A 13,863-nucleotide genomic window follows, 5' to 3' on the forward strand; every position below is an offset into this window, starting at 1 on the left:
TGTTTCCTTCCTAAAATATCGACCGTATTCGATCGTCTGGCGTGCGAGGCCCCATCGCGACCGGAGCCGCGCAAGAAACCCCGCCCTCGGCCGGGTGCCGTTCCGGCACCCGGAATTGCGGTATCAGCCCGTCGCGCCGAAGCCGACGGCGATGCAGTTGATGGAGAGCAGGAGAGCGGATTTGACCGCCTCGCGCTTGTCCTCGTCCTCCTCGGCCCTGAAACGCCGGAGGAGCTCGACCTGTTCGCGACTGACCTGGTTGATGGTCGGCAGCCGGCCGTTGAGGCGGTCGCGGAACAGGGGAAAACGCTCGGCGAGTTCGGTACCCCCGCTCACCCGCAGGGCCATCTCGCGGGTCAGTGCGTATTCGGCCTCGATCAGCGGGAAGATCGCCTCGCGCGCGCCCACGTCGGCCACGAGGCCGGCATAATCGCGGGCGATGTCAAGATCGACCATCAACAGTGTCTTCTCGACCTCGTCGAGGATGAGGCGGAACAGGCGTGATTCCGCGAACAGGCGCTTGAGCAGGGCCTCGCCCTGCGCGCCGCGGACGTCGAGGAAGCTCTTGAGGCCCGAGCCGACGCCGTACCAGCCGGTGATCACGTGCCGATTCTGCGACCAGGCGAACACCCACGGGATCGCACGCAGGTCCGATAGAGACCGGGCTCCGAAGCGGCGCGCCGGACGCGAGCCGATGTTGAGGAGCGCGATCTCGTCGAGCGGGCTCGCCGCCTGGAAATAGGTGACGAGGTCGGGGTGCTGGATCAGGTTGACGTAGGCCGCCCGCGAAGCTCCCGAGAGGGCCTCCAGCGCGTCGTCGAACTCGTTGCGCGGGAGCTTGGCGGCCTCGCGCTCGGATTTGAGCGCGTGCGCGAACACCGACGAGGCCAGGAGCTCCATCTGGTAGGCCGCCGTGCCGCGGTTGGCGTATTTGAACGAGACGACCTCGCCCTGCTCGGTGGTGCGGAAGCGCCCGTTGATCGAGCCGGGCGGCTGCGCCGCGATGGCGCGCGCCGTCGGCGCCCCGCCCCGACTCACGGAGCCGCCGCGGCCGTGGAAGAACGCGATCGGCACGCCCGAGGCCTTGCCGAGCTGGGTCAGCTTGTCCTGCGCCTTGTACAGCTCCCAGTTAGAGGCGACGAAGCCGCCGTCCTTGTTCGAATCCGAGTAGCCGATCATCACCTCCTGCACGCCGCCCTGCCAGCGGGTGGAGCGGCGCACCACCGGAATCGAGAACAGCTCCTTCATGATCGCCGGCGCCGCCCGCAGGTCGTCGATGGTCTCGAACAGCGGCACGATCGGCAGGCAGCAGATCTCGGTGCCGGCGCCGTCGAGGAAGTTTCCGGCCTCCTTGGCGAGCAGGTAGGCTCCCAGGATGTCGGGTACCGAACGGGTCATCGACAGGACGAAGGCGCCGAAGGCCTCGCGGTCGAGCTGCTCGCGCATCTCGCCCACCAGCGCGAAGGTCTCCAGCGTCTCGCGGGCATCGTCGGGCAGCCCCTCGAACGAGCGGTCGCCCGAACGCGGCTTGGCGAGTTCGGAAAGCAGCCACTTCTTCCATTCGGGCGAGTCGAGTTCGGGCGGCGTCTTGTTCTGGCCATTGGCCTGCTGCCAGAGCGCGTGCAGCGTCTTGGTGGTGCGGGTGGTGTTCTCGCGAAGGTCGAGCCGCACCGTGGAGAACCGGAAGATCTCCACCATCCGGCGCACCGGCCGCACGAGGTCGCTGGCGAGCGACGGGCATCGCGCGTCCGCCAACCCCTTCTCCAGCATGCGCAGGTCGTTGATGAGCCCGTCCGCGCTCGGATAGTCGGGTCCCGTCGAACGCAGGCCCTTGTTGCGGGCGATGGTCGCCTCGATCTTGCGCAGGATGCAGGTGAGGTACTGGCGGTAGGCCTCTCCCGGGTTGCGGCTGGCGATCGCCCGGCCGTCGCCGCTCTCGGTGAGCTTCTGGGCCAGCTCCTGCTTGAACGACTCCGGCACCGGCAGCGAGCGCTCGGTGAGCGAGAGGGTGCGGCCCAGCGCCGTCACGCCATCGCGGTAGCGCCGTAGCGAGGCGAGGGCGTTGCGCTGCAGGGTGGTGCGGGTGACCGACGCCGTGACGTAGGGGTTGCCGTCGCGGTCGCCGCCGATCCAGGAGCCGAACTGGAAGAAGGCCGGCACCTCGAACTTCTCGTCCGGATAATACTCGGCCAGCGACTCCTCGAGGGAGTACAACACCTCCGGCAGCATCTCGAACAAGGTCTCGTCGAAGAAGTGCAGCCCCCAGGCGACCTCCCGCTCGACGGTGGCCTTCTCCAGGTGCAACTCGCCGGTCATCCAGACGAGTTCGATCTGGTCGCGCAGTTCGCTCATCAAGCCGTTGCGCTCGCGCTCGGTCCAGCGCGGCAATTCGAGCTCGCGCAGGACGAGATAGATGCGCCGGAACTTCTCCAGCACCGTGACGCGCTTGCCCTCGGTGGGGTGGGCGGTGATCGTGGGGCGGATGCGCAGGTCCTTGAGAAGCGCATGGATCTCGGGTGCCGCGACCCCATCCTTCACCGCATCGGCGAGCACGGCGCTGAAGCTGCCCGACAGTTCGGCCCGGCCCTTGGTCCGCTCCACCTGGCGGCGCCGGCGCATGGCGGCGTTCTGCTCGGCGATGGAAAGCAGCTGGAACCAGATGCCCTGCACCTGGAGCGCGCGGGCCAGCATCTCGGGCGTGAAGGTCGAGATATCGGCGCGACCGTGCAGCACGTCCTCGAGCTCCGGCTCGTGGCGGCGGGCGACGTCGAGCAGGGCGTGAAACAGGATGTCGAGGGCGTCCTTGGAGGACGTGCCCGTGATCACCGGCGGCGCGAAGGCCTGGTCGACGGCGCCGAGGGGGGCGTGAAGGGTGTCGGTCATCGGGTGGCCACCTCGGTCTTGGGCGCACGAATGGTGCCCGCGTCAGGCGCGGGCGTCATCCCTCCCCCTCCGCGGGGTCGGGCGGCCCACGAAGTCGGGCGGGAGAGGGGAGCGCCGCCCTGTTCGGAGAGGTCGTTCTGCCCCTCTCCCGCCTCGCATCCGCGAGGCACCCTCCCCCGCCGAGGGGGAAGGGTTCTACGGTTCGGCTCAGGCCGCGAGCTTTCTCATCACGTCCGCCACGGTCGAACCGAATTCGCCGGGGCTCGGCGCGACGGTGAGGCCGTAGGAGCGCATGATCTCGGCCTTCTCCGCGGCCGAGTCGCCGGTCGCCGAGATGATGGCGCCGGCGTGGCCCATGCGGCGGCCCTTCGGGGCGGTGAGTCCGGCGACGAAGCCGATGACGGGCTTCGTCATGTTCTCCTTGATCCACGCCGAGGCCTCGGCCTCCTGCGGGCCGCCGATCTCGCCGATCATCAGCACCGCCTTGGTGTCGGGGTCCTGCTCGAACAGGGCGAGGTGGTCGAGGAACGACGAGCCGTTGATCGGGTCTCCGCCGATGCCCACCGAGGTGGTGATGCCGATGCCCACCGCCTTCATTTGAGCCGCGGCCTCGTAGCCCAGCGTACCCGAGCGCGAGATCACGCCGACGTTGCCCTTCAGGTAGATGTGGCCGGGCATGATCCCGAGCATCGACTTGCCGGGCGAGATGATGCCGGCGCAGTTCGGACCCACCACCATCGAGCGGCGGTCCTTGGGATAGCGCATGAGGTAGCGCTTCACCCGCATCATGTCCTGGGCCGGGATGCCGTCGGTGATCGAGCAGATCAGCTTCAGGCCGGCGTCCGCCGCCTCCATGATCGCGTCCGCCGCGAAGGGCGGGGCCACGAAGGTGATGGAGGTGGTGGCACCGGTGGCCGCCACGGCCTCCTTGACGGTGTTGAACACCGGCAGGCCGAGATGGGTCTTTCCGCCCTTGCCCGGCGTCACGCCGCCGACGACGTTGGAGCCGTATTCCACCATCTCGCGGGCGTGAAACGTTCCCTTGTCACCGGTGATGCCCTGGACGATGATCGGGGTCTTCTCGTCGATCAGAATGCTCATGGTCTTCTCTCCCCGACCTTAATGCTTGCGCTTGGCGGCGTCGCAGGCCGCGACGGCCTTGGCGGCGGCATCCGACAGGCTGTCGGCGGTGATGAGGTCGAGACCGCTCTCGGCCAGGATCTTCTGGCCCTCCTCGACATTGGTGCCGGCGAGCCGGACGATCAGCGGAACGTCGATCTTCACTTCCTTGGCCGCCTGGATCACGCCCTGGGCGACCCAGTCGCAGCGGTTGATGCCGGCGAAGATGTTGACGAGGATCGCCTTGACGTTGCGATCGGACAGGACGAGCCGGAAGGCCGTCGCGACCCGGTCCGGCGAGGCACCGCCGCCGACGTCGAGGAAGTTGGCCGGCTCGCCGCCGGCGTGCTTGATCATGTCCATGGTGGCCATGGCCAGGCCCGCGCCGTTGACGATGCAGCCGATCTCGCCCTCGAGGCCGATGTAGCTGAGGTTGTGCTCGGCGGCCTGGGCCTCGCGCGGATCGCCCTGCGAGGGATCGTGCATGTCGGCGATGTTGCTGCGGCGGAACATGGCGTTGTCGTCGAACGACATCTTGGCATCGAGGGCCAGCACCCGGTCGTCCTTGGTGACGACGAGGGGGTTGATCTCGAGCATGGTGCCGTCGCAATCGCGGAACGCCCGATAGGCGTTCATGATCGTCTTCACGGCGGCCGAGACCTGCTTGATGTTCAGGCCGAGCTGGAACGCGATCTCGCGGGCCTGGAACTGCTGCAGTCCCACCGCCGGCTCGACGACCACCTGGATCAGGGCCTCGGGCTCGTTGGCCGCGATCTCCTCGATGTCCATGCCGCCGCGCTGCGAGGCGATGACGCGCACCCGCTCGGTCTTCCGGTCGAGGACGTAGCCGAGGTAGAGTTCGCGCTCGAACGGGTCGGCGGTCTCGATGTAGACGCGCTGGACCGGCTTGCCCTCGGGCCCCGTCTGCAGCGTCACCAAGCGCTTGCCGAGCAGATCCTTGGCGGCGTCGCGGACCTCGTTGTAGGTCCGGCACAGCTTGATCCCGCCGGCCTTGCCGCGGGCGCCGGCGTGGATCTGGGCCTTCACCGCCCAGAACGAGCCGCCGAGTTCGGTGGCGGCATAGACCGCCTGATCGGGGCTGAACGCCACGGCGCCCTTGGGAACCGCGACTCCGAAGCCGGCTAGAAGCTCCTTGGCCTGGTATTCGTGGACATCCATCTGCTCGCTCCTCGACGCTTCCCTTGGCGCGGACCTTCTCGTAAATTTGACTTCACGAAAAGCCCTTTGCCATTTTTATTTTTTTACATTCTCTTTCAGTCTGCCTTGAGAGCAGCCGGAATGCTTGAGTTTGGACAGTGAACCGGCTCAGTTCACCTTGGTCTTCACGACCTCGTAGATGGCTTCGTTCTTCGCACCCGCATCGCCGAGCAGACCTTCGAGTTCGGCCAGGCGCTGTTCGGCGAAGCCGCGATCGTCCAGGCCCTTGGCGTTGACGTAGACGTTGAGCGCGGCGCTGCGCAGGCCGGCGTAGGCCGAGAGGACGGCGACCCCGGCATCCGAGATGACGTTGAGGTTGCCCTTGTCGGCCACGGCCTGGGCGAGGTCGACGACCTCGCGGCAGGCCTTGCAACAGGCGAGCGGCACGTCGGTGGCCACCTTCAGCACCTCCTGGATCTTGGCCGCGCGCGCGGCCTTCTCCTCGTCGGTGCCCTTGGGCAGCCCGTAGGCCGCCATCACCGCGTCGAACGCCTCGACGTCGTCGGCGATCATGCCCGTGAGCTTGGCCCGCAACGCTTCGGACTGGACGAGGATGCCCTTCAGCTCCTCCTCGACCTCCACGTACTTCTTCTTCCCGATGGTCAGGTTGCAGACCATGCTGAGGAGTGCGGCGCCCATGGCGCCGGAGATGGCGGCGGCGCCACCCCCACCGGGGGTCGGGGCCGAACTCGCCAGACCGTCGAGGAAGTTCTGGATGGTTTCGGTGGCGGCCATGGTTCAGGCCATCGACTTGGCGAGGGCGTAGATCTCCTCGGCGTCGAACACCGTCTCGGTGTTCTCGAAGAGCTTGCCGACGCAGGCGCGGTGGAGCTTGAGCTTCAGGCCTCCGATGCCGAGCGCGCCGAACACGATCTTGCCGTGGCGCTCCTTGGCCTTGTCCATCGCGTCGATCCCGCCGAAGCCGAGCGGGGGCTGGGCGTTGTAGTCGGCGATGAACTCGATGCTGGCCTCGTCCTTCCAATCGGCTTCCGAGAGAAGCTCGATGCCGATGGCGCCGGCGGAGAACACCAGGTTCTGGCCCTTCACGATGGCGGCGCGGGAGGCGGCGTCGGGCGTCGCGGCCGCCGAGATCGCGACCTTGAAGCGCTGGTTGATCTGGTCGGCGGCGGCCTGGGCCTTGTCGAGCGAGCGCCCGCACAGGACCACGCTGGCGCCTTCCTGGGCGAGCAGCGCGGCCGAGCGCATGCCGACGGGGCCTGTCCCGGCCAGCACCACGGCCTTCTTGCCCTGGAGCGAACCGGCGGCCTTCTGCACCAGTGCGACGCCGGCGGCGGCCGTGGTGTTGGAGCCGTTGGAATCGAGCATCGTCGAGACGCGGAAGGGCCCGAAGAACCGCTTCTTGACCGCCTTCAGCACCGCCTCGCCGGCGGCCATGTTGCCGCCGCCGACGAAGATCGCGGTGGACTTCTTCTCGGAACCGCCGCGGGTGTAGATCGTGCCGTCCACCAGCGCGCCGACGTTCTCGGGCGTGACGTTGCCGTAGCCGGTGATGTGATCGGCGCCGCCGTCGTAGCCGACAACGGTGTCGAACACGCTGGGCACTGCGTCGGTATCGAACAGGAACAGCAGTTTCTTGGTCATGTCTTCGGATCCTCTGGCCGCATCGCTGAGCGGTCGGCGTTTCGACTGGGCGTTACGGGACGTCGGCGTGGGCGCGTCGGTGCGTCGTCGTTCCGGGGCGCCGCACGGGCGAACCGGGACTCCGAAGCCGCCGAGGGTGCTCCATCCTGCCGCGTCGACGGTTATGGGTTCCGGGGTCTGCTCCGCAGCCCAGGACCGACAGGTGGCGCGATCGTACCGCCTCCCTTCAAGACTCGACCACGTTCTGAGGCTTGCCCGCCACGAAGGCCTCGACGTTGTCCACCAGCTGGTCGGCCAGGATCTGCATGGCCTGCTTGCTCGCCCAGGCCACATGCGGCGTGACGATGAGGTTGGGCAGGTCGAGCTCGCACAGGATGTTGCCGTTCTTCGGGGGCTCGGTCATCACCACGTCGAAGCCGGCGCCGCCGATGGTGCCGGCCTTGAGCGCCTCGGCCAGGGCCTCCTCGTCCACGAGGCCGCCGCGGGCGGTGTTGATGAGGATGGCGCTCTTCTTCATCTTCGCCAGCTGCTCGCGCCCGATCATGTTGCGGGTCTCGGGCGTCAGCGGCGCGTGCAGGGTGATGACGTCCGATTCCGTCAGGATCGTCTCTAAGTCGACGAGGCCTTCCTGCGGGAACACGTCGTAGGCGATGACCTTCATGCCGAGGGCTTCGGCGCGCTTGGCGATGGACTTGCCGAGCGCCCCGTAGCCGACGATACCCAGGGTCGAACCTGCGATGTCGTGGATCGGGTAGTCGAAATAACAGAACTGGGTGGACTTGGCCCAATCGCCCCGGCGCACGGAGTTCGCGTAGGGCACGATGGCCCGGCGCAGGGCGAACATCAGTCCGATCACGTGCTCGGGCACGGTGTTGAAGGCGTAGTTTCGGATGTTGACGACGGTGATGCCGCGCTCCTTGGCGGCGGCCTTGTCGACGACGTCGGTGCCGGTGGCGGCCACAGCGATCAGCTTGAGGTCCGGCAGCCTCGCCAGGGTGTCGGCCCGCATCGGAACCTTGTTGATCAGCGCGATCGACGCGCCCTGAAGCCGCTCGACGATCTCGTCGGGTGTCCAGGTCGACTCGTATTCCTTGTACGCGTGCGGGAAATTGAATTCGCGCACGGTGGCGTCGAGGGACTCACGGTCGAGGAAGACGATTTTGTGCGTCATGGAAACTCTCGGTGACGTCCCCGCGCGAGGCACGGCCGAACGCGAACGCGTGGTCTGTCGAAGGTCCGGGGCCGGTCGTGGAGACCGGCCCCGGGAGGGGTCGGATCAGGCCTTGAACAGCGGGTTCTCGCGCAGGTAGCTCGAGGCGGCGGCGACGCCGGAGCCCGGCTGCACCTTCACGCCGTTGTCCAGCATCGACATCTCGGCACCGGCGATGGCGCCGAGCAACGAGAGCTCGTTCAGGTCACCGACGTGGCCGATGCGGAACACCTTGCCGGCCACTTTGCTCAAGCCCGCGCCGAGCGCCAGGTTGTAGCGCACGTAGGCGTGCTTGATGATCGCGGCGGCGTCGACACCCTCGGGAGCGAGGATCGCCGTCACCGTGTCGGAGTTCCACTTGGGCTCCTTGGCGCAGGTCTTGAGGCCCCAGGCCGCCACGGCCTGGCGGGTCGCCTCGCCGAGCACGTGATGGCGGTGATAGACGTTCTCGAGGCCTTCCTCTTTGATGCAGGCCAGCGCCTCGCGCAGGCCGTAGAGCAGCGGCAGCGACGGGGTGTAGGGGAAGTAGCCGCCCGGGTTCTGCTTCTGGTGGTCGGACCAGGCGAAGTAGACGGCCGCGAGACGGTCGTTCTTGCCCGAGGAGGTCTCGGCGGCCTTGAGCGCCTTCTGGCTGACGCAGATCACGCCGAGGCCGGCCGGCAGCATCAGGCCCTTCTGGGAGCCGGCGATGGCGCAATCGACCTTCCACTGGTCGGCGTAGAACGGCAGCGAGCCGATCGAGGACACGCCGTCCACGAACAGCAGCGCCGGGTGGCCGGCCGCGTCGATGGCCTTGCGCACCGCACCGATGTCGCTGGTGACGCCGGTGGCGGTCTCGTTGTGGACCGTCATGACGGCCTTGATCTCGTGGTTCTTGTCGGCCCGCAGGGCCTCCTCGATCCGCTGAGGATCGGCGCCGGTGCCCCACTCCTCGTCCTGGACGATGACCTCGAGGCCGAGGCGCTCGGCCATGTCGACCCAGAGATGGCTGAACTGGCCGAAGCGCGAGGTCAGCACCTTGTCGCCGCGCGACAGGGTGTTGGTGAGCGCGGATTCCCAGATGCCCGTGCCGGAGGCCGGGAACAGGAAGATGGTGCCGTCGGTCGAACCGAACACCATCTTGGTGTCCTCGAACAGGGGCTTGGTCAGCGCCGGGAAATCCACCGAGCGGTGATCCTCGGAGGGGACGATCATCGCCCGCATCACGCGGTCGGGGATGTTGGTCGGGCCCGGCACGAAGAGGTGGTTGCGACCAGGCCGTTTCGTTGGCGCCATGATGATTGTCTCCGGTTCCCAGTGCGTCTCGCGACCGCGATGTGGCGGCGCCTCGAACGATGATTGTCTGCCGACGGGTCGTGACGACCCGGCGCGCCCATCCCTGTAGTCCAGAGCGTCGTACGGGTGTCGCGTTCGTAGAACGCCGTCCACCGGTTCCGTCCGCTCCGTCCCGAAACGCCGACCCGGCGTGAGATGGCCGCGCGCAAGGGACGGCTCGCGCCGCCCCTGTCGCGCCGGCAATATGGCGAGCTTCCGCTGTGAAGGAAAACTGAAAAAACTTGTCCACGCGACTCAAAAAATTGCGCTGCAACAGAGGGCCCGCCCGTGGCCGCCGACGACCGGTTTCCCGGGGCGCGCTCGGGCCGCCGCGTGGGGCCGCGTCATCAAACTGATACGGGAATCCGGTTTGGCTCCGGCACGACGCGTCTGCCCGGAGATCCCCGTGAGCGAAGACAACGAGAAGGCGATCCGTGTCCGGACGCTCTTCCTGTCCGACATGCACCTGGGCACCAAGGGCTGCCAAGCCGCCCTGCTGCTCGACTTCCTGCGCGACTACGATGCCGACGAGATCTACCTCGTCGGCGACATCGTCGACGGATGGCAACTGAAGTCGGGCTGGTACTGGCCCCAGAGCCACAACGACGTGGTGCAGAAGCTGCTGCGCAAGGTCCGCAAGGGCACGAGCCTGATCTACGTGCCCGGCAACCACGACGAGTTCCTGCGCGACTACCTCGGCGCGCACTTCGGCGGCATCGAGGTCGCCGACCAGCGCGTGCATGTGGCCGCCGACGGCAAACGCTACCTCGTCATCCACGGCGACCAGTTCGACATGGTGGTGCGCCACGCCAAGTGGCTCGCCTACCTCGGCGATGGCGCCTACACGGCGGCGCTCTTCATCAACACGCACCTCAACACCGTGCGCCGCCGCCTCGGTCTGGCCTATTGGTCGCTCTCGGCCTGGGCCAAGCTGAGGGTGAAGAACGCCGTCAACTTCATCGGCAAGTTCGAGGAGCTGCTCGCGGCGGAAGCCAAGCGCGTCGGGGCGGACGGGGTCATCTGCGGCCATATCCACCACGCCGCCAACCGGCAGATCGACGGGCTGACCTACCTCAACACCGGCGACTGGGTGGAATCCTGCACGGCCATCGTCGAGCATTACGACGGCACGATGGAGGTGCTGCATTATCCCAGTGTCCTGCGCGCCCGCGAGGCCGCCTCCGCGGTGACCATCGCGGTCGACAGGGGCGGGGCGCGGGCCGTCGCGTGAGGCTGCTCATCGCCACCGATGCCTGGCACCCCCAGGTCAACGGCGTCGTGCGCTCCCTCGAGCACATGGCCGCGGCGGGCCGCGCCTTCGGCTTCGAGACGATCTTCCTCACCCACGAGAACTTCGCGTCCCTGCCGCTGCTCGGCTACCCCGAGATCAGGCTCGCCTATGCGACCCGCACGAAGGTCGCGCGTCTTTGGTCGCAGTTCGCGCCGACCCATGTCCACATCGCCACCGAGGGGACGGTGGGCTACGCCACGCGCCGCCTCTGCCTGGCGCAGGGGCGGCCCTTCACGACGAGCTACCACACCCGCTTTCCCGAATACCTCTCCGCCCGACTGCCGGTGCCGGAAGCCTGGAGCTATGCCTGGCTGCGACGTTTCCACGATGCCGCCAATGGCACCATGGTCAGCACGCCGTCCCTGGAGCAGGATCTCTCCGCGCGGGGCTTCACGCGCCTGATGCGCTGGACGCGCGGTGTCGACACCGACCTGTTCCGGCCTCAGGAGAGCGACGCGCTGGCCGGCCTGCCGCGCCCCGTCTTCCTCTTCGTGGGCCGTGTCGCCGTCGAGAAGAACATCGCGGCCTTCCTCGACCTCGACCTGCCGGGCAGCAAGGTCGTGGTCGGCGACGGTCCGGACCGCGCCAGGCTGGCCTCGCTCTACCCGGCCGCCCGCTTCCTCGGGATGCGGACCGGCGCCGGCCTCGCCGCGGTCTACGCCGCCGCCGATGTCTTCGTGTTCCCGAGCCTCACCGACACCTTCGGCATCGTGCTCCTGGAGGCCCTGGCCTCCGGCGTGCCCGTGGCCGCCTACCCGGTCACCGGCCCCCTCGACGTGATCGGCGGCACCGACGCCGGCGTGCTCGACGCGGATCTGCGCAAGGCGGCCCTGGCGGCCCTCGACATCCCGCGCAAGACCTGCCGGACAGAGGCCTTGCGCTACACCTGGACCGAGAGCGCGCGGCAGTTCTTCGGCAACATCGAGCGCGCCCACGGACTGCCCGCGCGACGGCGCGAGCGCGTCGCGCCCGCCGTTGTCGGTTCGGTCGAGCCCCGTTAGACGATTCCTGTCCCTGCCGGACGAGCGGTTCGGCCCCGGGGCTCGTTCTTCGCGCGACGGTTCTCATGCCTCCCTTCGATCCCGCGTCGCCCGGCCGCTATCCCGCCGTCGTCGGCTGCGACGAGGTCGGGCGCGGGGCCCTGTGCGGGCCGGTGGTGGTGGCGGCGGTCTGGTTCGATCCCGCCGCGATCCCGCCGTCGGTGCTGGGACGCCTGGACGACAGCAAGCGCCTCGACCGCGCGACCCGCGAGGCGCTGGCGCCGGAGATCCGGGCCTGCGCGCGTATCGCGTTGGCCGCCGGCTCCCGCGCCCTCGTCGACCGGATCAACGTGCGCGCCGCCACGCTCGACGCCATGCGCCGCGCCGTCGTCGGTCTCGGCCTCGACGGCCCCGTGATGGTGGACGGCCGCGATCCCATCCCGGGGCTCGACCGGCCCTGCACGGCGATCGTCGGAGGCGACCGGCTGGTGCCCCAGATCGCCGCCGCCTCCATCCTGGCCAAGACGGTGCGCGACGCCCTGATGCGGGCCCTGGCCGTCCGCTACCCGTCCTATGGCTGGGACAGCAACGTCGGCTACGGCACCCGCACCCATCTGGCGGGCCTCGCCAGCCTCGGGCGGACCCCACACCACCGCATCAGCTTCACCCGCCGCTACGCTCAGCTCCCCGGTGTCACAGCAGGCTGAGCTGGGCGCCGTCGCGGGAGGGTCTGACGAACAGGTCGGTCCGCAGCGGGACGCGGGTCTCGCGGTAGCCCAAGCGTTTTCGCGCCAGCCGCATCCGCTCCGCGATCAACTCGGCATAGGGACCGGCACCGGTCATGCGCCGGCCGAAGGCGGCGTCGTAGGCCTTGCCGCCGCGCGCCTGGCGGACCAGGGACATCACGTGCCGCTTCTTGCCGGGGTAATGCGCACGCAACCAGTCGCCGACGAGGTCGTCGAGTTCGAGCGGCAGGCGCAGCAGGACGTGACGGGCTTCCATCGCGCCGCAGTCCCGCGCCCGCGCCAGGATCGCCTCGATGTCGTGGTCGTTGAGCGAGGGGATGATCGGCGCCACCATGACGAGAACCGGAATGCCGGCCGCCGTCAGTTGCCGGATCGCGTCGAGGCGCCGTTCCGGATGCGGTGCGCGCGGCTCCATCCGGCGGGCCAGGGCCGGATCGAGGGTCGTCACCGACATCGCCACCTTCACGAGGCCCATCGCGGCCATGTCCGACAGGATGTCGATGTCGCGGGTGACGAGATTCGATTTCGTGACGATACCCACGGGATGCCGGTCGCGCGCCAGCACCTCCAGCACCTGCCGGGTCAGGCGGTGCGTCCGTTCGATCGGCTGGTAGGGGTCGGTGGCGGTTCCCAGCGCGATGGTGGCCGGGCGGTAGCCGGGGGCCGCGAGCTCGCGCTCCAGCAGCCGGGCCGCATCCGGCTTGGTGAACAGCCGCGTCTCGAAGTCGAGCCCCGGCGAGAGGCCGACGTAGGCGTGGTTGGGCCGCGCGAAGCAGTAGACGCAACCGTGCTCGCAGCCACGATAGGGGTTGATCGACCGGTCGAAGGCGATGTCGGGCGAGGTGTTGCGGGTGATGATGCTGCGCGCGGCCTCCGGCAGGACCTCGGTACGCAGGACTTCGGTACGCAGGACTTCGGCGCGCAGGACTTCGGCGCGCGGGGCGGACGGGGCCTCGTCGCCACCCCAGCCGTCGTCGAAGGCCTCGTGCCGGGCCGCCTCGTAGCGTCCGTCCGGATTGACCGTGGCGCCGCGCCCCTTGAACGTACGCGCCGCCGCCGTCATCGCTCCGACCAGACCGCGAGCTCGGTTCCGGCCGGATCGCGGAAATGGAACCGCCGCCCACCCGGAAAGGCGAAGATCGGCCTTACGACGAGGCCGCCGGCCGCCTCGACCCGCACCAGCATGGCTTCGAGATCCGTCGCATAGAGGACGGCGAGCGGCACGCGGGTCCCCTTCTGCGGATCGCCATCGAAGCCACCCTCCAGCCCCTCGTCGAAGGCGCAATAGGCGGGTCCGTAGTCGACGAAGGTCCACCCGAACGCTTGCGCGTAGAACGCCTTCACGGGTCCGAGCGTCCGGCCGGGCAGTTCCAGATAATCGATCTTGCCGTCCTCGCGCATGGTCGTCCTCCGCAGTCCCGTGATCGAGCATCAGCCGACACAGAGAACATAGCAAGAACGTCAGATCGGCGATTCTGCACGGATTTCGGGCAATTCCCG

The 13,863-nt window shown here is 68.4% G+C and carries 11 protein-coding genes and 1 pseudogene; 3 read left to right on the forward strand and 9 right to left on the reverse strand.

The window, feature by feature from the left end; genetic code table 11:
- Window positions 1–123 precede the first annotated feature (123 nt).
- From ASG40_RS09600 to ASG40_RS09630, 7 genes and pseudogenes are all read right to left on the reverse strand, one after another.
- On the reverse strand, window positions 124–2,883 hold the full coding sequence (locus ASG40_RS09600) for a phosphoenolpyruvate carboxylase (RefSeq protein ID WP_055884223.1): 2,760 nt from the start codon (window positions 2,881–2,883) through the stop codon (window positions 124–126).
- Window positions 2,884–3,090: 207 nt separating this feature from the next.
- Window positions 3,091–3,984 carry a succinate--CoA ligase subunit alpha gene (gene sucD, locus ASG40_RS09605; RefSeq protein ID WP_055884226.1) on the reverse strand — a complete coding sequence of 298 codons (894 nt, stop codon included), beginning with the start codon at window positions 3,982–3,984 and terminating at the stop codon, window positions 3,091–3,093.
- An 18-nt stretch (window positions 3,985–4,002) separates the two neighbouring features.
- A pseudogene (locus tag ASG40_RS09610) lies at window positions 4,003–5,184 on the reverse strand (malate--CoA ligase subunit beta); the annotation flags it as partial.
- A gap of 144 nt (window positions 5,185–5,328) precedes the next feature.
- Window positions 5,329–5,955 carry a methenyltetrahydrofolate cyclohydrolase gene (gene fchA, locus ASG40_RS09615; RefSeq protein WP_055884231.1) on the reverse strand — a complete coding sequence of 209 codons (627 nt, stop codon included), beginning with the start codon at window positions 5,953–5,955 and terminating at the stop codon, window positions 5,329–5,331.
- A 3-nt stretch (window positions 5,956–5,958) separates the two neighbouring features.
- Entirely contained in the window at window positions 5,959–6,822 is an 864-nt protein-coding gene (locus tag ASG40_RS09620) for an NADP-dependent methylenetetrahydromethanopterin/methylenetetrahydrofolate dehydrogenase (protein WP_055884232.1), read from the reverse strand.
- Between the two features lie 226 nt (window positions 6,823–7,048).
- Window positions 7,049–7,993, reverse strand: a complete 945-nt coding sequence (locus ASG40_RS09625) for a D-2-hydroxyacid dehydrogenase (protein ID WP_055884236.1) — start codon at window positions 7,991–7,993, stop codon at window positions 7,049–7,051.
- A gap of 105 nt (window positions 7,994–8,098) precedes the next feature.
- Window positions 8,099–9,307 carry an aminotransferase class V-fold PLP-dependent enzyme gene (locus tag ASG40_RS09630; protein WP_055884238.1) on the reverse strand — a complete coding sequence of 403 codons (1,209 nt, stop codon included), beginning with the start codon at window positions 9,305–9,307 and terminating at the stop codon, window positions 8,099–8,101.
- 445 nt (window positions 9,308–9,752) lie between these two features.
- On the opposite strand from ASG40_RS09630, the gene ASG40_RS09635 reads away from it, so the two are divergent.
- The 3 genes from ASG40_RS09635 to ASG40_RS09645 all read left to right on the forward strand — a co-directional run bounded on the left by ASG40_RS09635 (window position 9,753) and on the right by ASG40_RS09645 (window position 12,324).
- On the forward strand, window positions 9,753–10,577 hold the full coding sequence (locus tag ASG40_RS09635; RefSeq protein WP_055884241.1) for a UDP-2,3-diacylglucosamine diphosphatase: 825 nt from the start codon (window positions 9,753–9,755) through the stop codon (window positions 10,575–10,577).
- A complete protein-coding gene (locus ASG40_RS09640; protein WP_055884244.1) occupies window positions 10,574–11,638 on the forward strand; it encodes a glycosyltransferase family 4 protein in 1,065 nt (354 codons plus the stop codon). Before ASG40_RS09635 ends, ASG40_RS09640 begins: the two co-directional genes overlap by 4 nt.
- A 65-nt stretch (window positions 11,639–11,703) precedes the next feature.
- Window positions 11,704–12,324 (forward strand): ribonuclease HII, encoded by a 621-nt coding sequence (locus ASG40_RS09645; protein ID WP_055884247.1) that lies wholly within the window; start codon window positions 11,704–11,706, stop codon window positions 12,322–12,324.
- Here the strand turns inward: ASG40_RS09645 and ASG40_RS09650 are convergent.
- Together ASG40_RS09650 and ASG40_RS21160 are read right to left on the reverse strand one after the other, a co-directional pair.
- A complete protein-coding gene (locus tag ASG40_RS09650) occupies window positions 12,311–13,426 on the reverse strand; it encodes a PA0069 family radical SAM protein (RefSeq protein ID WP_156387637.1) in 1,116 nt (371 codons plus the stop codon). The genes ASG40_RS09645 and ASG40_RS09650 overlap by 14 nt on opposite strands.
- On the reverse strand, window positions 13,423–13,764 hold the full coding sequence (locus ASG40_RS21160) for a VOC family protein (RefSeq protein WP_055884250.1): 342 nt from the start codon (window positions 13,762–13,764) through the stop codon (window positions 13,423–13,425). The genes ASG40_RS09650 and ASG40_RS21160 overlap by 4 nt, the downstream gene beginning before the upstream one ends.
- Window positions 13,765–13,863 lie beyond the last annotated feature (99 nt).

This window comes from Methylobacterium sp. Leaf399, assembly GCF_001424525.1.
In the GTDB taxonomy this organism is placed as follows: Bacteria; Pseudomonadota; Alphaproteobacteria; order Rhizobiales; family Beijerinckiaceae; genus Methylobacterium.